The following is a 22,977-nucleotide window of genomic DNA, read 5'->3' on the forward strand; positions in this document are numbered from 1 at the left end:
GGGAAATGGCAGGACGCCCTCGCCTACGCCCTAGTAGATCATCAAGTTTGAATTGATGGATAAGTAAGTTTGTAGTAAGGACTAAAGTCCTTACTACGAACCTTCAAAACTAACTTGACAGCCTACTAGAATCAAAGTCCCCCTTTTTAATGGGGATCAAACCACATTTTCACCTAGCACAGAGATGTGTGTACACCTTAGCCTTGCAGGGGAGAGGTGTTTTTTGTATCCGTCGAACTCTACTTAATTTAGATCCTTAACTTTCCTCAATTTATCCCAATCGACCCGACTGGGATTAACGCATAAAGTATAGGAGTCCTGAAAAACGGATGGACTCGCACCAGACAAACAGGACAGAGCATTCATTAAAGCTTGAACTAAAACTCAAGCATGATATCTGCGATCGCAGCGACTGAATCCATGCACTGACTTGTAAATGCAAGTTATGCCTAGCGTGGTTCACTTGGCTGATATTGCCATGCTCTTTCACAAATATGACTGAAATTCTCAACTATTTATTAAGGAGATTCAATTATGTCAGTTACTCAAAACTTAGTATCAACTTCTCAGTCCAACCAAGCAACTCAAACCAAGAAATTTATGGCTCGCAAACCTTTAAAAATCGTGACTGCATTAATCGCTGCTACCCTTCCCTTTTTGGCGGTTACTTCTACCGATAGTATGGCTAATGCTGGAACTGTAAGATGTGTGAAAACAATTAAAGGTGTATCTGTGTGTGCCGAGTCTAGAGGACAAGGCTATGAGATTTACTCCAAGTTAGGGCCTGTTACCAGCCAAAAGCAATACATCGGTAAAGACGGTGGTTGTGCCACTTTCGGCACAGTGGATCTTGCTGGTACTCGCGCTCAAATTCGCGGTTGTATGAAAGTTCAGCCATTGCGAATGGAAGGTAAAGCAGAAGCTTGTTTTTTCAGAAAATGTAAAAGTGACAATTTCACTCTAAATTTTTAGTAGTCTTAAAGCACATAGAGAGAAACGATCAACTGGGATTGCTTCTCTCCGAGACGCTACCGCGAACACTTGCAATGACTTGATGATTCATTCACGAGTATCAAACATTCATCCAAAAATAAAAGGTGAAAGAATGACTTTTGCCTTTTGGTTCATCCTTTCACCTTTTTTATGTACCTGATGCTTATTTAATGTTAGCCTTTGCGTCCCTCACTGCGGCAAGAAAAAATAATCCTGTGAGAGGAATACTCAAACCCAGGATAATTGCTGTGGTTTGGAAGCCTAAATCTGGTTGTCCATAACTGAGTTCAAACACGGAGCCAACAGCTGCGATCGCACTTATGCAAGAGCCAAGGAGAAATAAACCGCTTTTTGGAGTTAAATACACTACTAGTCCACCCTATGCTACTGGTTTCACAGCCTGATACGAGAAGCCATTTTTAGATAACTCCTGTGCCAAAGTCAAGGAATTATCTACACGGTCTACAAATACTACACCGTTGAGGTGATCCATCTCGTGTTGAATGCAGCGTCCGAGTAAGTCAGTAGCTTTTAATGTCTGGGGACGGCCATTTTCATCTTTATAGGCAACTTCTACGACTTCCGGGCGTTTAACGTCCATATACACCCCCGGAATGCTCAAACAGCCTTCTTGAGCAGTACAAATTTCTCGGCTTACCTGTTTGATTGTGGGGTTAATTAATATCAGTGGTGGATTCGCTGGGTTATCGGGTTCGCAATCGATGACGATTAGTTGTTTATTAATTCCTACCTGGGGTGCAGCCAACCCAATGCCATCATTGCTGTACATAGTTTGTAGCATATCGCGGATCAATTGCCGCGTTTCATCATCTACTTTTGTGATCCGCTTTGCCGGTTGACGCAGCACGCGATCGCCTAAATAGTGGAGTTGCAAAGGTGGATTTTTTAACTTTTTTTTCTCAACAGCAATTTCAGAAGGCATGACTTTTGTCGGCTAGATTGTGCAAATTCCTACTAACCTAATTCTATCAATTTAGTTATTAGTCAGTGGTCAGTTGTTAGTTGTTAGTTGTCAGTTGTCATTAGTTATTCTTTGCTTCCCCTGCTTTCTTCGCCTGATTCTTCTACTCCCTCAAAACAGAATTGTCCAACCTTGTTTTTGAGCTTCTTTCCTGGTATAAGCAACACCGTCAATTTTGATGCCTTTGGCATCTAAGAGGGTAATAATACCACCATTATTGTCTAATTGAATACTATCGCTATCAATAATTACTCTGAGAACTTCACCAGGATGAATAACCCCATTCAGGCTTTGTTTGCGCTTGACTTTATCTGCTAATGACCAACCATTCAAGTCTACTTTTTCGGGTGAAATATTCATTAAAGTAACTGTCTCTTTCCCTACATCATCCCCTGGAGGATTTACTAATGCAGCTATAATCCGAATTGCCCCAGTTGTGACAATTGGTGTGATTGTATCTGTATCATCGATTCTGTTACCTGTAATATCGTCGGTATGGAATGCTTGAGACTGGAAGGCTAAGAAAATACCCACCCATTGATTCCGTGTTGGGTAGTGAATCAACAGTCCGCCATCTTGCCAAACACCGTTATCTTTTTTAAATTGGGCGGCGTTCCCCTGGTTCATGTGGATGTCATGAATACCGTTACCAGGGAGAAAACCGAAATATTTGTCTTTGATATCTATTTCTGGCCCCCACCTTTCACCAAAGGGATAGAGGATTGCGTCAGTAGAGGCGATCGCTCTGGCAATGTATAATTCCAACAATTCATTCAGGTCGTTGTCAGGCCCTGGTACATCATAAGGCAATGGCTTCATCTGTTTGGGGTCAAACAAATTCCCCCGAATATAATCTAAAGCAATCCCTCCTGGTTTTCGGGGCAATTCATAAAAGCCGAAATCTAACTCTAGCAATTCTTTAGTAATGGGATGGGAGAAATTTTCATCCACTAAATAAAGCAATTCTGAAGGGCTTTGCTTTGATTTAACGTTGATAGCAATCCGGTGTTTCTGTTTGTTGTCGGTGACAAGTACTTGGTAATGGGGACTAGGGCCTTCGCCCAATTTACGATTTAAAGCACGACTTTTCAGTACACCGTAATTCTTTAAGGGCATCTATTTCTCCTAGTTTTCAAGGTGCAAAATGCTACAACTGGATAGTTGCTGGATATTTAAGATAATTACTAGATATTACTGGAATTGGCTAGTACCCGATAGGGTGATTTTTGTAGATTGGGTAGTGAATCAGTAATCTAATATACTTAACCAATGAGGATAAGCATAAGAATTAATAGCTAATAATTTTGCGCCTCTATAAGTAGTGAATATCGATTCGGCGGTCACTTGAAGATTTGTCATCAACCGGAAATCCTCGCCATTTGCTTCTAAAGCTAGACTCCACCATGTATTATTTTGAATAAGCAACTCAGTAATTTCCAGACTGCAACCATTATCAATATTTTCATCACTAACCACTGGTTGCACTGAAAAATCAGGTAAAACTTGATAAGGCTGTAAATAACGAACTTTCTGCATAGTTACCCAGGAAGATTTGTCTAAAACTGTTGCAGGCTGAAAAATTTCTCCTGTGGAATCGCTACAAGTCCATTTAGCCCATTTTTCGGCTTTTCCGGCTACTAATTCCCCAAAACTCAATACACCTAATTCTGCTGTCCGCCATTTAACTTCTAAGTTACCTTGTCGGAGTTTAATTCCCAAAAAATCAGATTCAGGGACGTAGAGATACACATCGTCTCGTTTTTCTGGTGATTGCTCCTGGTTAATTAAACAATGCTGCTGAAACCAAACTTTTATATCTTCCGGTATTCTACCAGGATAAAACCAGCGCAATTCGTTACTTGTGAGCATAATATTGTGAGTTCTTTTTGGTCATGCGAAGCGAGCCAGTTGATGGGAGAATAAACATGAGAAATCATACTTACCTTAATATTGCTTCCAGCCTAAAGGAATCTGTAAAGATGTGGAAAAGAATTGCATTGATGTTGCTATTGGTGTTGACCTTTAGCTTAAGTAATCCTGATGTAGCCAAGGCGGCGGGATTTAAGAGCTTTGTAGACACTGCTGATGGCTATGAGTTTTTATACCCTAATGGCTGGTTGCAGGTAAAAGTTGCTAACGGCCCCGATGTGGTGTTTCACGATTTAATTGAAATTTCTGAAAATGTCTCCGTGGTGATTAGTCCCGTTCCCGATGACAAAACTTTAAAAGAACTGGGGACACCAACAGAAGTAGGCTACAAATTGGGAAAAGCCGCTTTAGCACCTCCTGATTCTGGTCGTTCGGCTGAACTAGTCAACGCTTCAGAGCGAGAAGTAGATGGTAAAACATACTATAATCTTGAGTATTTAGTGAAGTTGCCTAATCAGCAAGAAAGACATAACATTGCCAGTGTGGCTGTTAGTCGTGGCAAACTTTTTACCTTTAACGCGTCGATTCCTGAAAAACGTTGGCGCAAGGTTAAACGAACTATGGAAGATGTTGTAAGTTCTTTTTCAGTGTATTGATGGAGAATAAACGAATTTGAGTAAGGAGTAATGAGTAATGAGTAAGGAGTAATGAGTAAGGAGTAATGAGTATTTACTTATTACTTATAAAGCCTTCGTAAAACGACGGGGTTTTCAACCCGGTTTTCTGATAACTGTTGACTAATGGCTGTTGACAGTTATTAGTTATCAGATAAATGTACAAGTGAAATGCTTAACAGCGTATGAAAACTCCTCAATTTGTACTCGCTTCTGCTTCCCCGGCGCGTCGTCGTCTACTACAAACTGTGGGTATTGAACCAATAGTTTGTCCGAGTGATTTTGATGAGTCGCAAATTGAAGAAACTGAACCGGGACAGTTGGTGCAAATTTTAGCTAAATGCAAGGCGGAGACGGTAGCCCCACAGTTTGCATCAGGGTTGGTGATGGGGTGTGATTCCGTATTAGCTATTGATGGTAAGATTCACGGTAAACCAGTAGATGCTGATGAAGCGATCGCTCGTTGGAAATTGATGCGGGGTCAGGTTGGCAACCTTTACACTGGTCATGTTTTGATTGATAATACACAAGATACTACTTTAGTAAAGTGCCAAGTAACAAAAGTTTATTTTGCAGATATTAGCGATCGCACCATTCAAGCTTATGTTGCCACAGGTGAACCCCTCAAATGTGCGGGTGCTTTTGCCTTAGAAGGTTTTGGTAGTTTATTTATTGAAAAAATCGCCGGCTGTCATAGCAATGTTATTGGTCTAAGTTTACCTTTGCTGCGGCAAATGCTGGAGGAATTAAATTACGATGTTACTGATTTTTGGCAAAACGCGAGGGAATAGGGATTATGGGTGATGTGGAGACGTTGAAATGCAACGTCTCTACAGGAGTTCTTATTGTAATAACTTAAATCTTGCCAAAAACTAGAATTTTTCGGTTTCTTACTCTTTTTTTTCCTGTCCTAATTGACGTTGTAATTGTTTAAAAGCTTGATACATCTCTGGTAATCGACTATAAATAGCAGCCATTTTGAGATAGATTTTGTGAGGGATAGCTGGAGTCCCAGAGACAATTTCGCCTGGCTTGACATCGTGCAGAATACCTGTTTGAGCAGATGCGATCGCTCCATCACCCATTTTCGCTTGATTGGCAATTCCCACTTGTCCAGCTAAGATGACGCGATTACCTAATTTTACACCGCCAGCCATACCAGTTTGACCAGCGATCGCACAGCCAGCCCCGATTTGACAACCGTGGCCGATCTGCACGAGGTTATCAATCTTAGTATTGCGTCCTATCCGTGTTTCACCAACCGATGGGCGATCAACTGCGGTATTGCAGCCTATTTCTACACCATCCTCTAAAACTGTGTAGCCTGATTGTTGCATTTTGTACCAACCAGTGCGAGTAGGGACAAAACCAAAACCTTCTGCACCAATGACAGCACCACTATGAATGACGCAATCTGCACCAATTTGGCTACGTTCCTGGATAGTACAGTTAGCGTGTAAGATAGTGCGATCGCCTATCTTCACGTCAGGATAAATGACTACGTTGGGATAAATAATTACACCATCACCAACTTCTACCCCTGACTGAATTACTACGTGAGGGCCGATATAAACATCATTGCCAATTTTGGCGGTGGGGTGAATGACGGCGGTAGGGTGAATTTCTGGGGTTGGGATGTATGGGTGATAAAATAGGGCGATCGTTTGAGCAAACAACAATCGTGGTTCTGATGTCGCTATCCAAACAATACCCCGCTCTTGGGCTTGGGCTTGCATTGCTTCATCTCGTGGCAAAATCAAAGCACTAGCACTAGTCTCACCTATCAAAAATGCAAATTTCCCACCTTCTACATAGCTAAGAGTACCACTTGTAGCTTCATCAATAGCAGCTACTCCCGTGATCTCTGGATCATAGTCTGGGTTAAAAGTAAGGCTATGATCGTTAGTTGTAGGGTTTAATTGACCTATTATTTTACTGAATTTCATTGCTTAGTGTGTTCTAATCTAACAAGATTGAAACATAGAGATGTAGGAAGCAACACATTCATTAGCAAATTTCTGTAAAAACTTATGTTTAATTTTCAACTGCACCGATTCCCAATACATCAAGATATTGTTGAGCAACAGTTTCTATGGTGAATTTCTGCAACCAATCTGCATCTACAGTTTTAAAATCACCTGATAGTACACTAGAAATTGCTACAGCCATTTCTTTGTAGTTACCCACAGGTACTAAATGCCCATACTTACCATAATCAAGAATTTCCCCAGGGCCGCTTTGACAATTGGTAGAAACTACAGGTGTACCCACGGCTAAAGCTTCAACAACTACATTGCCAAAACCTTCCCAAGCCGAGGATAAAACAAACACAGATGCTTTAGCCATATAAGCATAAGGATTTTCTGCAAAACCAAGCATTGCTACATCATCTTCTAGTCCCAACTCAGTTATCAAATTCTTTAGTTTATCCGCCTCATCACCTTGACCTAAAATAACTAATCGGCATCGGTGAACTTGTTTTACAAGAGCAAAAGCTTTGATTAAAGTAGGGAAATCTTTTTGTAATTTTAATCTCCCCACTCCTAAAACTATTGGAGGTTCACCTGGTTGGAACCAAGGGTGATTTAACGGTTCTTGAGACTTCTCCCATATACTAGAAGTTATGGCAGGATTATAGATGACTGATACTCTTTGCTGATCTAAACCAGTTATTTGCATTACATCTTGAGCTACACCTTGGGATATGGCAACAATACCATCAGCCACTAAAGGATACAAAAATTTAGAGAAATAAGGAATCCAACGTAATTTATCAGTTGCTTTTGCTGAATGCAAAGACAGAGTGTTATCTTCGCGTACAAAGACTCGGGTAGAAGTAAACGCTAATAATTTAGCTAGTAAAGCAACCTCAACGTGAGGATGCACAGTAGCCATTAATACGGAAGGACGTTCTTTTCTTAAGTAACGGATTAATGGCAAAATTCCATTTTTAAATGGTAGTTTCGCTTTCAAATCAGTAATCCTCACTTCTGGTGGCACTTGAGATAGGTAAGGACCTGATACACTGTTCAGCACTAAATCAACATTAATACCCCGTTTTACAAAGTCTTGCATTAAGTTGACATATATTCTTTCTGCGCCTCCACCATGAAGATTGTAGGTATAAAAAGCAATTTGAGGCTGATATTTAGACATATTTAGCAATCTCAGTTACTGACTTTGACTAACTTTTGGAAAATGCGAAAAATTTATCCTTGCTAAACACACATTTAACAGCCCAGATATTAAATGCTAATGACATTAGAGAATGAGTAACTAACACAGTGATAGCTACCCACAAGACACCCCATTTCACTGCTGCTATTAAAGCGATGCCAAATATTGCTGTATAAATTACATCAAAATAGAGCATGAGATGAGTTTTATCTATTGCTTTAAAAAGAGTACTTGATGCCCATCTAAAACTAAGTGGAATAACTGAAACACAAATTATCATCAAGACGGGAGTTGCTTTTACCCATTTCTCTCCAAATATAATTGGCACATAGAATGGAGCCAAAAATGTCTGTAGAGAAACTATTATAACTACAAATATACTTAGTGATTTTAAACTACTGAAGTAGCGCTTTTTCAATTGTTGATAATCATCTTTGACAGCACAAATATGGGGATATAAAGCTGACATAAAAGCATATACAATATTAGATGTAATTCCTACACCAGCATTAAATGCAAAATAATAAATTCCTAATTGTTCAATACTCAAGAACTTTCCTACTATTAAGTAGTCCATGTTGAATCTAAGTTTGTTTAGTAATTCAACACCAAGCATATTTGTACCGAAACTAGAAACTTGTTGCCATTGTTCTAACTTAAAAGATTTAGGAGGTTGCCAAGAATAATTTATTTGATTGATTATAATTAATATGGGGGTAGATAAGACCATAGCCCATACTATAGACCATAAGCCCATACCCAACAGGGCTAAAACTACGGTAATAAGATTATTAACAAATGACTGTATGGCACTACCCAAAGCTCTAATTTTTAAACGATTTTCTCGTTCAATCATGGCAGATTGAACCAAAAAAAATGGATACATCAAGTAAACTAAAGCCAAGGTACAAATTGGCAAAACTAGCTGTTGGTTGCCATAAAAATAAGCTACGGGAAAAGCAGCTAAACATTGTACAACAAACACAGATATGCAGAGAATCCAGTTCAGCCAATAAGATGTATCACAGATAGTTTTGACATCTTTTTCTTCGGCTTGAACAATTTTCGCACCGATTCCACCTCTGAGAGTAAAAACAATAGCAAATTCATACACTGTATAAACAATTGCCATTAGACCGTAGTCTTGCGGACTAAACATCCGAGCTAGTGTAACTGTTGTCCCTAGTCGGAATATTCTATTAACCAATTCTGCTATCCATAACCACCCAATGTTACGGACAAATTGGCTAGATAATTTCTGTTTTACTTTACCGATAAGCATCTGATTGTAGCCCTGTGTTTCCCAGTGGATGATATTGAATAATTATTCTGGTTGTATCGATGAAATTATTTTGCTACTTTTCTGAGCATTGAGCCTGATATGAAATGAGATAAATTAATGCAATTTTTATAGAATTGAAAACCAAACAACCGTATTAATGAAATAGCTATGGAAAGTCGGATATAATTGCGCGAAAATACTAATTGTGGAAGATGTGCGATCGCTTGTTGTCTAAAATGAATTGCTTGTTGATAGTTTCTACTATCAATTGCTTTCCAAGCTAAGTAAAGATTTAGAGAGCCATAACTACGATTTCTTAAATGTAGTATTTCGGTGGGAGCAGAAGCAAAAGCTCTCTCTATAACTATGCGACAATTTTTTAGCATCACACTAAAGTCTTTAGACATATTTCCTTGATGCTGTCTATAAAGTACTAAAGGTTCTTTAATTACCGCAAAAAGATATTTAGAGGCAATTCTTAACCACATATCTCTGTCTTCATTTGAAGACAAATTTATATCAAATAATCCGACATTATCAAAACAATCACGACGAATTAGAGGATTACTACCACTGGCAACTACATTAACTTCTAAGAGGGTTTGCCAAACATTACCTTCTGCATGGTGTGCAACAATCCGACCTGTGGGTTTACTATACTGATCTATTAATGCTGTCCATGTATACACTAACCCAACTTCTGGATTTGCCTCTAAACAAAGCACTTGTTTTTCTAATTTAGTCGGTTCCCAAAGGTCATCAGCATCTAATAAAGCTATGTAATCACCTTGAGCATATTGAATTCCTGTGTTACGTGCGCCGGATAAGCCTTGGTTTTCTTGTGAAATCAATTTTACTCGCGGGTCTTTTACGTTTTGAGTAAACCATTCTTCTGTGGCATCTGTACTACCATCATTAATAACTAAGACTTCAAAATCTTTAAATGATTGGGATAATACACTATTTATTGTTTCTGGCAAATATGCTACAGAATTATAGGCAGGAATAACAACAGAAACTTTTGGCATATTACATCTCTTAAATACAAAATTTTTGACTTAGCAATCAAACAGCTAATTTAAGATTTGTTGGTGGGTTGTGAAACAGATGAAACACGCCGACGTAGAGCATACATTAACTGGACAAACTGGTTGTATCCATTAGGACTAAACCTTTTCATGATAGCGATCGCTACACTTAGACGAATATACTCTTTAGAAAAGATTATTTTAAAATCATGTTTAAGAGCTTGGCGACGAAATAAGTCTGCTTTTTTATAATCTTTATCTTTGCTCTGTATACATTTCCAGGCTATTAGTAAGTTCAGATTACCATAACTACGGTTTCTGAGGTGTAAAACTTCAAAGGGTGCAGATTGAAATGCTTTTTCGATAATTGTGCGAAAGTCGTGCAGCAACTTAGGATAATTTTTGGACTTATTATTAGAGTGCTGACGATAACTAACTAAAGGCTCTTTAATAACTGCAAAAGGATAACAAGCTGCAAGACGCAGCCACATATCCCAATCTGGTGCAGCATCAATACTAGTATCAAATAAACCTACATTTTCAAAACAATGGCGACGAATCATCGGTACACTGCCACATTCGATGAGGTTACGCTCTGTAAATTTCTCCCATACCTGGCCTTCTGCATTATGTTTAACAATTCTACCTGTTGGTTTTCCAGCCTCATCTATGTAAGCTACCCAGGTGTAAACTAAAGCTACCTCTGGTTTTTTTTGCAAAGCTTCTACTTGTTTTTCTAGTTTAGTTGGTTGCCAAAAATCATCAGCATCCATAAATGCAATAAACTCACCTTGTGAGTGTTTTATACCTGTATTTCTAGCTCCTGACGAGCCTTGATTTACTTGAGTAATAAGTTTAATACGTGGGTCTTGTAATTGAGATACCCATTGTGCAGTTTCATCCAAACTACCATCATCAACGATTATTACTTCAAAGTCATCAAAGGTCTGTTTGGCAAGACATTTGATAGTTTCGGGAAGATAAGTAATGGCATTATATGCTGGAATGACTACAGACACTTGTGGCATAGATTTTAATCTCAATGTTTAAAATTTGGTAACATCATGAAAACACTCAAATCCTATAAAGACAAATGATGACTGGGAATAATTGTGATTCTAGGCTTTAGCTAATTTAGGCTTAAAAATTAAGAACAGTGGTTTTTCTATATAAGTATAAAAAATACATCCAATAAAGGTAGCCACAAAGACAAGAAGAAATCCTAAAATATTCAAACTTAAAATGTCTTGTGTAATTGCTGGATAAATTTTCAAAACAATTTTTGTGAGATTATTAATAATAAATCCATGAACTAAATAGATAGAATATGAGGCATCACCAATGTAAACAAGCCAATTAGGAATTTGAATATTGTTTCTATTTTCCCAGGATGCACATCCTAGTACCAAGAAAGTGGACGGAATACCAAAAGAAATTATTGTTGATAATTTTATGATGCCGTAGTAAGAATTAACTGCTGAAAAAGTATATAAGAAAGCCCCTAGAAAAATCAGAGGCATTCCCAAATTAATTTTACGTGTAGAAAATAAATATGCTGCACAACAACCTAGTGCAAATTCTAAGTTATAAGAATTAAATAAAAAATTTAGTAACAAGCTTTCTTCTGGTATATTAATCACATCCATGAAATTACTAATTGTCATTAATAACCAAGCAAAAACTATTGGATAAGAAAATTTTCGTGGCAAAATAATTAATAAAGTAAACACTAGGTAAAATAACAATTCAAAGCTTAAAGTCCAGCTAACCCCTAAAAAACTATCGGAAAGAATATTTCTATCTTGGGGCAATAATAAAAAAGCTTTAATTACTTCAACAATATTTCTTTGGTTGATATCAGCTTCATAACTGGGAAGTAGATTTAAAGATAATTTGAGTGATAGAATTAGCCAGTATATAGGGTATATTCTAGTAAACCTTTTAAATAAAAATGATTGAATTTTGTTTTTATGTCCAATGTCATGTTGGTGAATATACAACATAATAAATCCACTTAATACAAAAAAGAAGTCTACCCCAGAGCCACCAAAATTAAATATTCTAAAGAAAAAATCTTGTTCATAGTTTTGATTAAATATTAAGTTGCAATGGACTAGGACTATTAAGATGGCGGCTACTCCACGTAAAACTTGGATAGTATAAAGCCTTTTTTTGGATTTGGGATGATTATTCATTGGTTCCCCTCATTTTATTAATGTTTATCTGTGATGAAGATTGGGCAATTTCTTAGGACTGTACAGTCATCTAGAGTTTTGTATTTGGTACTAATCCAAGCAGCTACTGCTATGTAAAGTGAAGCAATAAAATAAAAGTTATACCATAAGAGGTATGTTAGACTGAAAGCGTAACACACCGATTAATATTACGAAAAATTTACCATAAGTGGTAATCAAACTTTAGGTAAAATATAGTTACTCTTATTCTGTCTTTCTACTAAATCAGCAAGTGTCTCATAAGCAAGATAGCCGGATTCAATTTGTTTTTGCGCTGAATTCAAAAGTGGAATTTGTAAATATTCTGCTTTTTCCCAAGCGTCTTGAATACTCTGTGAAATTTCCTCTTTTAAGGTATTTGGATAATTACTAAAAAGAATAACTTTACAGCCGACTTCAAACTGATCTGCTAATCCTAAAAACTTCTCTTGATAATATTTAGAGCTAGCTAAAGCCACCACAGGTATACCTTGTGATAATGCAAAAACACCTGCATGATAACTACCAGTAACAACTACACGGCAACGCCCTACTTGTTGAATAACTTTCAATGGTGAATCTAATCCTTGTCCATCTTCATCCAGATTCAAAGCTCTGGCTGTAGCCACATCTGATTCCTCATCAACCAATGAAATTGGTGTAGAAATTAGCTTAGTATTGAAAGCTTTTGAAGCTTCTACTAATGCTTCTTTGATACAATTAAATGCTTCGCGCTCAATATTTGAATAGTTAGACATTCTAATATTGACACCAATAGCATCTCCTTGTTTATCTCTGCGATTTTGATAGGCAAGTTCAACTGCATCATCACCCGTGATAGCAATCTGGTTCTTAGTCACACCGAAAGACTTCAGTAAAGGAACACTAGTAATTTGCTCTCGAACTGCAATTAAATCTACTTCAGAAAGTAGGTTTGTTAATTTTTTACGAAACAATTGATCTTTTGTTGGGCTAAAGCCATGACCCAAAATAGCAGTAGTTTTTCCTGCATTATTAGCTAATTTCACTAAGTCTATAACAGATATAGCGTGATATTTAAATGCGTCTACACCTAAATATCCACCACCTGCTGTTACAATCAGGTCAGCTTCATCAATAATCTGTTTGATTGCTTGGTTAAACTGATATTTGTGTCCTACTAAAAAGTCACTTGTTTTCCTTTTGATAGCTGAAAAATAGTCACCATGATACTTGTTTTCAATGGGAATTGCACCTGGACAATATTTGTTTAATTCCTCCGCAGGTACATCTGTGAATACTTTAATTTGCGCTGTGGGGAAAATTTTATTTAGCCTTTGTACAGCAACCTGCAACATAGCTAAATCGCCCATATTTTTGAGGTGATGGCTACCATTTTCAACTACAATTCTCATGTTCAACACCTTATTGAGTTTACAAAATTTTTAGCTAACTTTCCGAATTACTTGAGATAGGAAACAGATACATCCTTCACAAAAACATTTCTAGCAGCCCAAACACCAAAAACTAATGCCATTACAGAGTGAACTACGAGAACAGTTATAGCGACACCAAATATACCCCATTGGACGGCTACAAGTATAGAAGCAGCAAAAATGAAAGTATAAATGATATCAAATGACAATAGTAAATTTGTTCTATCTGTAGCTTTTAGGAGGGTAGAATTTGCCCATCTAAATGTTAAAGGAACAACAGAAATACATATAATAATTAAAATTGGTATGGCTTTTATCCATTTTTCACCAAAAATGATGGGTACATAAAATGGTGCTAAGGATGTTTGTAGAGTCACAATAAAAGTGATCACAAAAAGCATTAATTTAAGACCATGAATATAAGTTTTTTTCATCTCATGATAATTTTGCCGCACAGCACAAATTTGAGGGAATAAAGCTGATATAAATGAATAGGCTACATTAGAAGTAATGCCAGATCCAGCATTAAAGGCGAAATAATAAAGTCCTAATTGTTCAATACTTAAAAATTTTCCTATTATTAAATAATCAGAGTTAAGTCTGATTTTATTTAATAATTCTATACCTAATATATTTCTACCAAAATTCACTATAATTTCCCATTTTTCGAGGGAAAACTGTTTGGGGAATTTCCATTTTTCATATTTTCTTGTGATAATAATCCAAGGTACATTAGATAATACTATTGCCAAGACTATAGACCAGATACCCATACCTAACAATGCTAAGGATACAGTTATTAGGTTTGTTAAAAATGACTGGACAGCATTACAAATTGCTATAATTTTTAGCCGATTTTCTCTTTCAATTAGAGCAGCATGAACTGTGAATAAAGGTAAAGTTAAGTAGGATATAGCAGTTACACAAATTGGTAAAACAAGACTGTTGTTTTCATAAAAATTAGCAATAGGAAAAGCTAATAAACATTGAATACAGAAAAGGGAAATACCCAATATCCAATTTAGCCAGTAGGATGTATTACATATAGTTGCGAGGTATTCTTGATCTGCTTGAATAATTTTTGCACCAATCCCCCCTCTTAAGGTGAAAGCATTGGCAAATTCAAAGATTGTATAAATTATCGCCATTGCTCCATAATCTTGGGAGCTAAACATTCGAGATAGAGTGACAGTTGTTCCTAAGCGAAAAATACGGTTTACTAGTTCTGCTGTTCCTAGCCAACCAACGTTGCGGATAAATTGACCAGATAATAATTGTTTTATCTTGTTGATTATCATTAGAATTGTGTTGATATTGCCAGGTAAAACTTATACAAGTATTTTGTTGTGTAACCAGAAATATCAGGTAACAGCACCCAGAACTAATCTTCGTAAGTTGCGTGTGAGCGATCGCAAGTTATCATAGCCTTGAGAACCCAATAGGCTCATAATCACGATAGCTACACTCAAACGTAAAAAATAGGTTGTGAAAAAAATCTGTGGGTAATGTAAAAGAGCCTGGCGACGATATTTTATGGCTTCTTGGTAATTTTTTTCATCCATACAAGTCCAGGCTGTATATAGATTTATCCATCCATAGCTACGATTTCGCAAGTATAGTAACTCGGTTGGCGCTGATTCAAAAGTTTTTTCAAAAACTCGGCGGATATTTTTGAGCATTTTGGGACGATTTTTGCTCATACTTTGTGAGTGTCGGCGATAGAGTGTCAGTGGTTCTTTGACTACTGCAAAATGATAATGAGCAGCTAGTCTTATCCACATATCACGGTCTTCAGAACTGGTTAATTCTGCGTCAAATAAGCCTACTTTGTCAAAACAAATACGGCGAACCATCGCCGAACTACCGTTAGATATTTTGTCATTGACAACCATTTGTTCCCAGACATATCCTTCGACATTAGACGCTACTATCACACCTGTAGGTTTGCCAGTTTCATCAGTCCAGGCTGTCCATGTATAAACTAAACCAGCTTGTGGTGAATTATCCAAACATTTTACTTGTTTTTCTAATTTAGTCGGCAACCATAAGTCATCAGCATCAATAAAGGCTATGTATTCTCCAGATGCGTGAGTAATCCCAGTATTACGCGCTCCCGATAATCCTTTATTTTCTTGTGAAATTACTTGCACTCGTGGGTCGGTAATTTTGGTAGTCCATTCGATAATATTATCTGTACTACCATCATTAATAATTAAGATTTCTATGTCGGTAAAGGTTTGCTGTAAAACACTTTCCAATGTAGCTGGAAGGTATTTCATGGCATTGTAGGCGGGAATTACAACAGATACTTTTGGCATAATTTATTAAATGGATTTAATGAAGATTTACAGAGTATTTAAGGTATTAAAGCTAGGATATTTCTTCGCAAGGAACGACTAATATTTCTGACTCCATCTAAGCCTGAAGAACCAAATAGACGGGTGACAATTATGGCAAATTTTTGAGATAAGCCAGACTTAGAATAAATTACTTGAGGATCATTGGCGTAGGCTTGTTGACGATAATAAAGAGCTTGTTCATAGTTGCGGTTATCTAAAGCTCTCCATGCTAAATATAAATAAACTAAAGCATAGGCACGTTGCTTTAGTTTCTGTAATTCTGGTGGTACAGATTTAAAGGTTTTTTCGATCACAGATTGATTTTCTCGAAAAACGCGATCGCAGTTTTTTGACATACTACTACGATGTTGTCGATAAAGAGTTAATGGTTCTTTAATTAAGCCAAAAGCATAACGATATGCAATCCGAATCCACATATCCCAATCGGATGAACCACCCATTTCTGGATCAAATAAACCTACTTTTTGAAAACAAGAGTTGCGGACTAAAGGAGAGCTACCACAGACAACAGTAGGACATTGAATAATTTGCTGCCAAACATTACCTTCGGCATTAGTTTTAAGTACAGTTCCTGTAGATATTCCATCCTCATCGATTAACATGACCCAAGTATCCACTAAGCCGACTTCTGGATTCTTATCTAAATAAGAGACTTGTTTTTCTAATTTGCTTGGTTCCCAAAGATCATCAGCATCTAAAAATGCTATATATTCACCTTTGGCTTCTATTACACCTGTGTTGTGTGCGCCAGTTAAGCCTTGGTTTTCTTGGGTAATTAAGCGGATTCTAGAATCTGTGAGACTGGACACCCAGTCAATAATATTGTCGGAACTGCCATCATTAATTATTAATATTTCAAAATCAGTAAAGGTTTGTTGAAAAACTGTTTCTAATGTTGTTGGCAAATAAGCCATTGCATTGTAAGCCGGAATCACTATAGAAACTTTTGGCATATTTTTCTACTTAATTTTTTGATAATTTTGAATAGTGTCTAAAATTAAATCACGATAGCTGAGTGATATGTTTTTCCAACTAAAACTTAGAGCATTCTGGCGCGGTTTCACTTGCCAATATTGAGTTAAAATTTCTCCAATAGCCGCAGCATAAATATCAGGGTTAGTCACATCACAGACTATGCCAGCATCACCAACAATCTGACGACGCATTTGATCATCGGTAGCAACTACAGGTAAACCACTAGCCATTGCTTCCACATAAGCCAGTCCAAATGGCTCATCAATTGAAGGTAGGGTAAATACGTCTGCACTGCGATAAACTTCCGGCATTTGTTCATAGGGGAAACTTTGAATACGAAAACGCTCCTCCCCTAATAATTCATTACCTTTGGCTTGGAAGAAATCACGATCAATACCATCACCACATAATAATAAACTCGCTTGGGGTAATCGTGCGACTGCCTGCATAGCCAATTCGATCCGCTTATGGCTATTACGCTTGAGAGAAGCGACACACAAAACAATAGGTTTTGGCAAACCAAAATCTATGTGATTTCCTTCTGGTGTGAACTTCTCAACATCAACACCATTAGGGATAATAGTTACATTTTGGTTCGGTTCTAAACTACGAACAAATGCTGCTGTTTCTTCGGAAAAAACTACTAATTGATCAGGATGAAAACGCAAGTTACGTGTTAATGATTTCCCTCCTCCCATTAAGCCGACGTGTTCAGTAAAAAGTATTGGTGTACCTTTGATAGCTCGTACAAAAGATGCCATTGCTAGTCCACCATAATCATTACAGGGAAATATCAAATCAGCAGGTTTCGTTAATAGGTGAATGGCGCAAGGTAAAAAATTGCTGAAGTGTTCAATCACTATTTCTGGATGGCTAGCAAATTTATTTACGATTCCAGAAATAAGTGGATGACGCACAATTTTAAAAGCTTGTGTGCGCGATATACCACCAGACGGGGAGGAAAAAGAGCCACAATCAACGCCACTCAAAAGTTCCACATCGAAGTAGGAATTGAGATATCGCGCTAATTCGATGGCAAAAATTTCTGATCCACCACTCCAATTTACTCCGGCACTAGGATGTACCAACACAACCCGATAACGCTTTTTGTCTGGTGATGTTGGTAGATAATTGTTGTTCTTATAATCAATGACTTGCTGTTTCATTATTATCTATCAAAATAAGCTTTCATTGACTAATCAAGCATTGGCTATTTTTTTAGGTTTAAAGCTGATAATCAATGGCTTTTCAATCAAAGAAAAAACTAGGCAGCCAAACATGATAGAGATACAGGATATTACCAGACCAAAGCTATTGAGCAAGAAAATATTTTCAGTAATATTGGGATAAATCTTCTGGACAACTTTACTAATGTTATTGATAGCAAATCCATGTGCTAGATAAATAGAATAAGATGCGTCACCTATATACACCAGCAATCTAGGAATCTGAAGATTTTTTACATTTTCTATGTAGGCGAAACCTAGTAAAAGTAACATAGAAGGAATGCCAAAGGTAATTACTTGGGAAATGCTGACGATTTGGTGATAGTAATTTATTGCTGATAAGGTATAAAGGAAAGCTCCTACAGATATTAGTGCCATCCCCCACTTAATTTGGTATTTGGCAAACAAATAGGCTGCTAAACAACCTAGAGCAAATTCGATATTGTAACTACTGAAAACGAAATTAAGAATTAAACTATCCTTTGGTAATGGCATGATTCCCACAAAATTTGCTAAGACACCTAAGAACCAAATACTAACTATTGGGTAAGCAATTCTGCTAGAGAAACCAATGAATAGAGCAAAAATTAGGTAAAATAGAATTTCATAACTTAAAGTCCAACTTACACCTAAGAAGCTACTCGAAAGAATGTTTCTATCTTGGGGGAATAAAGTAAACGCTTTGATGATTTCGATAAAGTTCCTCTCGGTAGATTCTGGATTGTAAGAAAAAATGAAAGAAGCAGACATTTTTAAAATTAAAAATACCCAATATATAGGGTAGATACGAGCAAATCTTTTGAATAAAAAAGGAAATAATTGGCTACTATGACCAATTTCGTATTTATGAATATAGACAATAATAAATCCACTGAGTACAAAGAAAAAATCTACACCTGAACCACCAAAATTAAATATCTTAAAGAAAAAGTCTTTACCATAATTTTGATTAAATATCAGGTCGCAATGAGCAAGTACTACTAATACTGCTGCCAAACCACGTAATAATTGGAGAGTATAAAGTCTCTTCTTAACTTGGGAATTATCAGGCATAGATTCTCCTCATTTTCTCTCAATACTAGGCTAGGAATTGACAGTTTTTTATGTTGTTGGCTTTGTATTCCAATCCCAACCGGCGACTGCGATTAAAGTGAACCAATAAAAGAACAGCATGGTATGACTCCAGATATTTTCAGTAATCATACCTACTGGCATTGTTAAAATCAGTGCTAACAAAATCAAGCACAGACTATTTTGGGTTTTATTAGAGAGCGATCGCTTCATTAATTCGACAATTCGCCCTATCTGTACGCCAAAAAAGGCGATAAAACTCACTAACCCGATAATTCCGCCTTCTGTTAACGCCCGGACATAATCGTTATGTGCGTATAAACCATTACTGGCAATATGTGTAGTTACCCCCAACCCATAACCTAGAAGTGGGTACTGTTTCCATGCTTCTAGTAATTCGTGCCACTGAGCAATCCGCCAGTTGAAGCTGTTATTGTCGCTATAAGACAGGAGAATCGCTCGCCAGATATCTATATCGGGATTCAGAAGCGGTGTTTGTCCTATTGATTCTAGGCGTTGTTGTCCAAACTCTGTACTACCAAAGAGAATGATGACTAAACTCAAGAAAAATACTGCGCCGATCAGTTTCAATAAACTTAACCGGGGAGAAATGAACACCAGAATAAATACTGCCAACATCATCAAGCTAAACAATGCCTTTGTGCTGACATAAAAGAAGGCAAGTAAGCCTAGCAAAAGTAGCCAAGGCCAGCGTACTTTAGTTATAGTTATCTTCCAGGTGGTAAGACCAATAAACAATAATAAGAAGGTGGCAAAACTATTGGGATGCCCAATACTGCCTCTAATCCGAGAACCTTCCGATAAAGCTTCGCCAATCCCAGACAAAGGTGCAAAATGGGATGGCAAAATTCCCGGCACAAACATTTGCAAAAGTGCGATCGCCAGAGGTATGACTAAAGCCCAAAACAGCATATTGATCAATGTTTCCGGGTGAATCCGTCCTTTTAGCTGCATGACTAGTAAATAAACCATCAGCCAGGAAAACAAGCGAACCCATTCTCGTAGACTAGTTCCGAAAACAGAACCATCTAGTCCTAGACCACCTATAGGCAAAAGAACTAGCCACATTGCCTGAAAAAACATCCAAGCAACCAGAAACCACCACAACCAATCAGTATGTACAGTACGTTTCCGAAATAAAAGTACTGTGACGTAAAGCAAGGTGAGTATGTCAATGGCGATCGCAAAAGCAGAGGGTAGGGGTGGAGAAATGATACTATCTATAGCGCTGCGAATAATCAAAGCACTCAACACGGCTTGCTCTAGGTTTCTGAAAAACACAGCCAGTATCACTAATGAAACTATTGCTAAACCAGGTAAAACTGGACTAGCACTGGCAGCAAACCCCGCAATTAAACCGACAATTACCACTCCCAGCCAGATGGCTACAGCAGAAAAGTTAATTGAGCGCTGATAATTATTCCACATATTCAGTTCGAGCTAGAATCGTTGGATGAATTTCTGGCGCTACTACCCAGGGATTTTATTCGCTTCAAGGGTCTAGATAATATCGAGGAATATTCCTCTGATGGATAGCGATAGTACTTTTCTGTTCCACTCGTCATGCCATTGACGACTACTCCCAAAATCGGGATACGATTTTGGTTGAGTTCTGATACAGCTCGTTGTAATACCTCTTTGAGGGTAAAACCTGGGCGTGTGGTAAGGATGACTCCATCACTCATCTGACTCAATGTGGAAGCATCAGCGCAGGCGCTCAAAGGTGGAGTATCGATAATCACTAAATCGTAGCGTTGTGCTGCTTCGGCCACCAACGCCTTCATCGCCTCTGACTCTAGCAACTGTGAAGGTCTTCCCCTTAATTCCCCACAAGTCAACACCGAAAGATTTTCTATCTCCGTTGACTGCACCGCATTCAGTAAAGGTCTTGTCCCATCAATTACATCTGTAATTCCTGGTTTGGGTGGTAGGTTAAACAGCGTGTGTTGTGATGGCTTACGCAAATCTGCATCTATAATTAATGTCCGTCGAGATAACATGGCGGCAACAGCAGCCAGATGTGATACTATGACTGACTTACCTTCTCCAGAGAGGGGACTGCTAACAACTATCACCTGCAAATTGTCAAGATTGCGGAACTCCAGGTTCTTTAAGAGCATCCGGTAAGGTTCAACCAAACCTAAGTCATCGAGAAATTGTTCGGCTGGTTCTAGACTAAGTTTGGTAGCAGGTAGACGCGGTAATACTCCCAACAACGGTAGTTGCAGTAACTCTTCGGCTTCTGAAGCATCGTGTAGGGTATTATCCATCAGTTCTAATAGCAATACCAAACCTACAGCTAAGATACTGCCAAAGAACCCAGCGATAACGAGTACAACTGTATGCTTGGGAGATGAGGGTAAATCAGGGACTCCGGCGGTTTCAATAATGCGGATATTGCTAACTTTCTGCGCCTCAGCAATTTGTGCTTCTTCGAGTTTGCTTTGGAGAAACTTGAGTGATTCTGAGGCCTCTTCTCGTTGACGGGTGAGGACAGTCAACGGTTGCTGTTGAATTGGGATGAGTGCCAAACGATTTTGAATATCGGCTCTCATTCTCTGGATAGCATTCAGCTTATTTTCTACTGCCAAACGCGTAATATCGTTAGTGATTAACTCAGAGATGAGGTTTTGACTAATTTGGTCATTTGCCAAATCGTTAAAATTAGCTGTTTGATTACTAGATGACACTCTAGGCATTTGTTGTCCATACAAAGCCCGAATTTCATCTCTTTGCTGGATTAGATCCAAAACTGTGGGATGAGCTTCTTTAAATTTGGTGCGTGCTTCTATGAGTTTGGTTTCAACATCAGTTAACTTGGCTCGTAAGACTTTTAGTTGTTCGTCTTGACCTTCTCTCACGGAGGCGTAGGCGCTACTGATGTTTTTCGCATCTGTTACTTGACGTAAAGATGCGTCGCGCGATCGCGTTTCCTGAAGTTGCGCCGCTAGGGTACGTTCTTGATTTTCCAGTTCCGCCAAACTACCCACTAAGCTTCTGGTTTGGTCATCGGCAGCCACAACACCGCTTTGTTGTCGGTATTTAGTTTCCGCTAATTCTGCTTGTAGTAGGCGTTGGCGCGCTATGGGGACTTTCTCTGCCAAAAATTGTCTGACCTTAGTAGCTTCGGAACTAATGGTTTTGATATTTTCTTCAACCATTGCCTGAGAAAGAGCATTGAGAACCTGAGCAGCTTGATTGGGATCTAAACTTTGATATCTCAACTCTAAAATGTTCGTCGCGGGGACTATGACCACCTTCAAATTTGACCTGATCTCTGAAGGTGATAGTTCTTTTTGAGTTGAACTATTTTTTATCTGCGGATTGAGTTGCGCGATCGCCTGTTGCAACACAGTTTGTGACTTCAGCAATTCTGCTTGGTCTGCCAAGGGGTTACGCCCAACGCCTGTAGAAGATATCTGTGTTAAGTCACGACCTAATTCAGATACACTTGCCTTTTTATCATCCAGCATCAATCGTGCTGATGTTTCATATAAGCGTGGTGTCACTTGCAAGTAGGCAAATGATGCTCCCATGACAGCAGCAAAAACAGTCAGAGCCGGAAAGCCTCTGCGCCCCAAGACTGCTAATAAGGTTGAAATGCCTTTTCCCATTACACATACCCTAGTTTCTTTAGGAAACATTTGTAATTCGTAATTCGTAATTCGTAATTAAGAATTTAGGAGTTACG

General features: G+C 38.0%; 21 protein-coding genes. 3 read left to right on the plus strand and 18 right to left on the minus strand.

Annotated elements, in window-relative coordinates; translation table 11 throughout:
- The first annotated feature begins 534 nt into the window (after positions 1–534).
- The gene (locus H6G18_RS14370; RefSeq protein WP_190407783.1) at positions 535–972 is read left to right on the plus strand and encodes a hypothetical protein; all 438 of its coding nucleotides are present in this window, start codon (positions 535–537) and stop codon (positions 970–972) included.
- A gap of 184 nt (positions 973–1,156) precedes the next feature.
- On the opposite strand, the gene H6G18_RS14375 is transcribed toward H6G18_RS14370, so the two are convergent.
- The 4 genes from H6G18_RS14375 to H6G18_RS14390 form a co-directional block, all read right to left on the minus strand.
- Positions 1,157–1,360: a hypothetical protein gene (locus H6G18_RS14375; RefSeq protein ID WP_190407784.1), complete on the minus strand. Its 204-nt coding sequence runs from the start codon at positions 1,358–1,360 to the stop codon at positions 1,157–1,159.
- Positions 1,361–1,372: 12 nt separating this feature from the next.
- Positions 1,373–1,936 (minus strand): peptide deformylase, encoded by a 564-nt coding sequence (gene def / locus H6G18_RS14380; protein ID WP_190407785.1) that lies wholly within the window; start codon positions 1,934–1,936, stop codon positions 1,373–1,375.
- A 150-nt stretch (positions 1,937–2,086) separates the two neighbouring features.
- On the minus strand, positions 2,087–3,091 hold the full coding sequence (locus H6G18_RS14385; protein WP_190407786.1) for a DUF2278 family protein: 1,005 nt from the start codon (positions 3,089–3,091) through the stop codon (positions 2,087–2,089).
- 129 nt (positions 3,092–3,220) lie between these two features.
- Positions 3,221–3,844 (minus strand): hypothetical protein, encoded by a 624-nt coding sequence (locus H6G18_RS14390; protein WP_190407787.1) that lies wholly within the window; start codon positions 3,842–3,844, stop codon positions 3,221–3,223.
- Positions 3,845–3,954: 110 nt separating this feature from the next.
- Here H6G18_RS14390 and psbP point away from each other — a divergent pair, with 110 nt between their 5' ends.
- Positions 3,955–4,500 carry a photosystem II reaction center PsbP gene (gene psbP / locus H6G18_RS14395; protein ID WP_190407788.1) on the plus strand — a complete coding sequence of 182 codons (546 nt, stop codon included), beginning with the start codon at positions 3,955–3,957 and terminating at the stop codon, positions 4,498–4,500.
- Positions 4,501–4,703: 203 nt separating this feature from the next.
- Positions 4,704–5,309, plus strand: a complete 606-nt coding sequence (locus H6G18_RS14400; RefSeq protein ID WP_190407789.1) for a nucleoside triphosphate pyrophosphatase — start codon at positions 4,704–4,706, stop codon at positions 5,307–5,309.
- 99 nt (positions 5,310–5,408) lie between these two features.
- On the opposite strand, the gene lpxD is transcribed toward H6G18_RS14400, so the two are convergent.
- The 14 genes from lpxD to H6G18_RS14470 all read right to left on the minus strand — a co-directional run bounded on the left by lpxD (position 5,409) and on the right by H6G18_RS14470 (position 22,900).
- Entirely contained in the window at positions 5,409–6,464 is a 1,056-nt protein-coding gene (gene lpxD / locus H6G18_RS14405) for a UDP-3-O-(3-hydroxymyristoyl)glucosamine N-acyltransferase (RefSeq protein ID WP_190407790.1), read from the minus strand.
- Between the two features lie 88 nt (positions 6,465–6,552).
- Complete coding sequence (locus H6G18_RS14410) at positions 6,553–7,674, minus strand: glycosyltransferase (RefSeq protein ID WP_190407791.1); 1,122 nt, start codon at positions 7,672–7,674, stop codon at positions 6,553–6,555.
- Between the two features lie 28 nt (positions 7,675–7,702).
- The gene (locus tag H6G18_RS14415; protein WP_190407792.1) at positions 7,703–8,977 is read right to left on the minus strand and encodes a lipopolysaccharide biosynthesis protein; all 1,275 of its coding nucleotides are present in this window, start codon (positions 8,975–8,977) and stop codon (positions 7,703–7,705) included.
- Positions 8,978–9,042: 65 nt separating this feature from the next.
- Positions 9,043–10,005, minus strand: a complete 963-nt coding sequence (locus tag H6G18_RS14420; protein WP_190407793.1) for a glycosyltransferase family 2 protein — start codon at positions 10,003–10,005, stop codon at positions 9,043–9,045.
- A 50-nt stretch (positions 10,006–10,055) separates the two neighbouring features.
- Complete coding sequence (locus tag H6G18_RS14425; RefSeq protein WP_190407794.1) at positions 10,056–11,033, minus strand: glycosyltransferase family 2 protein; 978 nt, start codon at positions 11,031–11,033, stop codon at positions 10,056–10,058.
- Between the two features lie 90 nt (positions 11,034–11,123).
- Positions 11,124–12,200, minus strand: a complete 1,077-nt coding sequence (locus H6G18_RS14430; RefSeq protein ID WP_190407795.1) for an acyltransferase family protein — start codon at positions 12,198–12,200, stop codon at positions 11,124–11,126.
- Between the two features lie 215 nt (positions 12,201–12,415).
- The gene (locus tag H6G18_RS14435; protein ID WP_190407796.1) at positions 12,416–13,612 is read right to left on the minus strand and encodes a polysaccharide pyruvyl transferase family protein; all 1,197 of its coding nucleotides are present in this window, start codon (positions 13,610–13,612) and stop codon (positions 12,416–12,418) included.
- A gap of 47 nt (positions 13,613–13,659) precedes the next feature.
- On the minus strand, positions 13,660–14,931 hold the full coding sequence (locus H6G18_RS14440; protein ID WP_190407797.1) for a lipopolysaccharide biosynthesis protein: 1,272 nt from the start codon (positions 14,929–14,931) through the stop codon (positions 13,660–13,662).
- Between the two features lie 63 nt (positions 14,932–14,994).
- Positions 14,995–15,951: a glycosyltransferase family 2 protein gene (locus tag H6G18_RS14445; RefSeq protein WP_190407798.1), complete on the minus strand. Its 957-nt coding sequence runs from the start codon at positions 15,949–15,951 to the stop codon at positions 14,995–14,997.
- Positions 15,952–15,989: 38 nt separating this feature from the next.
- A complete protein-coding gene (locus H6G18_RS14450) occupies positions 15,990–16,946 on the minus strand; it encodes a glycosyltransferase family 2 protein (RefSeq protein ID WP_190407799.1) in 957 nt (318 codons plus the stop codon).
- A gap of 6 nt (positions 16,947–16,952) precedes the next feature.
- Positions 16,953–18,134, minus strand: a complete 1,182-nt coding sequence (locus H6G18_RS14455) for a glycosyltransferase (RefSeq protein WP_190407800.1) — start codon at positions 18,132–18,134, stop codon at positions 16,953–16,955.
- A 33-nt stretch (positions 18,135–18,167) separates the two neighbouring features.
- Positions 18,168–19,247: an acyltransferase family protein gene (locus tag H6G18_RS14460; protein WP_190407801.1), complete on the minus strand. Its 1,080-nt coding sequence runs from the start codon at positions 19,245–19,247 to the stop codon at positions 18,168–18,170.
- Positions 19,248–19,295: 48 nt separating this feature from the next.
- Positions 19,296–20,714 carry an O-antigen ligase family protein gene (locus H6G18_RS14465; RefSeq protein WP_190407802.1) on the minus strand — a complete coding sequence of 473 codons (1,419 nt, stop codon included), beginning with the start codon at positions 20,712–20,714 and terminating at the stop codon, positions 19,296–19,298.
- A 2-nt stretch (positions 20,715–20,716) separates the two neighbouring features.
- The gene (locus tag H6G18_RS14470) at positions 20,717–22,900 is read right to left on the minus strand and encodes a GumC family protein (protein ID WP_190407803.1); all 2,184 of its coding nucleotides are present in this window, start codon (positions 22,898–22,900) and stop codon (positions 20,717–20,719) included.
- Positions 22,901–22,977: the final 77 nt, after the last annotated feature.

Origin of the sequence: Anabaena subtropica FACHB-260 (assembly GCF_014697105.1) — a bacterium.
In the GTDB taxonomy this organism is placed as follows: Bacteria; Cyanobacteriota; Cyanobacteriia; order Cyanobacteriales; family Nostocaceae; genus Trichormus; species Trichormus subtropicus.

Coding starts and splice junctions, on each gene's coding strand:
- H6G18_RS14370 (WP_190407783.1), top strand. CDS start 535: ATGTCAGTTACTCAAAACTTAGTATCAACTTCTCAGTCCAACCAAGCA.
- def (WP_190407785.1), bottom strand. CDS start 1,936: ATGCCTTCTGAAATTGCTGTTGAGAAAAAAAAGTTAAAAAATCCACCT.
- H6G18_RS14385 (WP_190407786.1), bottom strand. CDS start 3,091: ATGCCCTTAAAGAATTACGGTGTACTGAAAAGTCGTGCTTTAAATCGT.
- H6G18_RS14390 (WP_190407787.1), bottom strand. CDS start 3,844: ATGCTCACAAGTAACGAATTGCGCTGGTTTTATCCTGGTAGAATACCG.
- psbP (WP_190407788.1), top strand. CDS start 3,955: ATGTGGAAAAGAATTGCATTGATGTTGCTATTGGTGTTGACCTTTAGC.
- H6G18_RS14400 (WP_190407789.1), top strand. CDS start 4,704: ATGAAAACTCCTCAATTTGTACTCGCTTCTGCTTCCCCGGCGCGTCGT.
- lpxD (WP_190407790.1), bottom strand. CDS start 6,464: ATGAAATTCAGTAAAATAATAGGTCAATTAAACCCTACAACTAACGAT.
- H6G18_RS14410 (WP_190407791.1), bottom strand. CDS start 7,674: ATGTCTAAATATCAGCCTCAAATTGCTTTTTATACCTACAATCTTCAT.
- H6G18_RS14415 (WP_190407792.1), bottom strand. CDS start 8,977: ATGCTTATCGGTAAAGTAAAACAGAAATTATCTAGCCAATTTGTCCGT.
- H6G18_RS14420 (WP_190407793.1), bottom strand. CDS start 10,005: ATGCCAAAAGTTTCTGTTGTTATTCCTGCCTATAATTCTGTAGCATAT.
- H6G18_RS14425 (WP_190407794.1), bottom strand. CDS start 11,033: ATGCCACAAGTGTCTGTAGTCATTCCAGCATATAATGCCATTACTTAT.
- H6G18_RS14430 (WP_190407795.1), bottom strand. CDS start 12,200: ATGAATAATCATCCCAAATCCAAAAAAAGGCTTTATACTATCCAAGTT.
- H6G18_RS14435 (WP_190407796.1), bottom strand. CDS start 13,612: ATGAGAATTGTAGTTGAAAATGGTAGCCATCACCTCAAAAATATGGGC.
- H6G18_RS14440 (WP_190407797.1), bottom strand. CDS start 14,931: ATGATAATCAACAAGATAAAACAATTATTATCTGGTCAATTTATCCGC.
- H6G18_RS14445 (WP_190407798.1), bottom strand. CDS start 15,951: ATGCCAAAAGTATCTGTTGTAATTCCCGCCTACAATGCCATGAAATAC.
- H6G18_RS14450 (WP_190407799.1), bottom strand. CDS start 16,946: ATGCCAAAAGTTTCTATAGTGATTCCGGCTTACAATGCAATGGCTTAT.
- H6G18_RS14455 (WP_190407800.1), bottom strand. CDS start 18,134: ATGAAACAGCAAGTCATTGATTATAAGAACAACAATTATCTACCAACA.
- H6G18_RS14460 (WP_190407801.1), bottom strand. CDS start 19,247: ATGCCTGATAATTCCCAAGTTAAGAAGAGACTTTATACTCTCCAATTA.
- H6G18_RS14465 (WP_190407802.1), bottom strand. CDS start 20,714: ATGTGGAATAATTATCAGCGCTCAATTAACTTTTCTGCTGTAGCCATC.
- H6G18_RS14470 (WP_190407803.1), bottom strand. CDS start 22,900: ATGGGAAAAGGCATTTCAACCTTATTAGCAGTCTTGGGGCGCAGAGGC.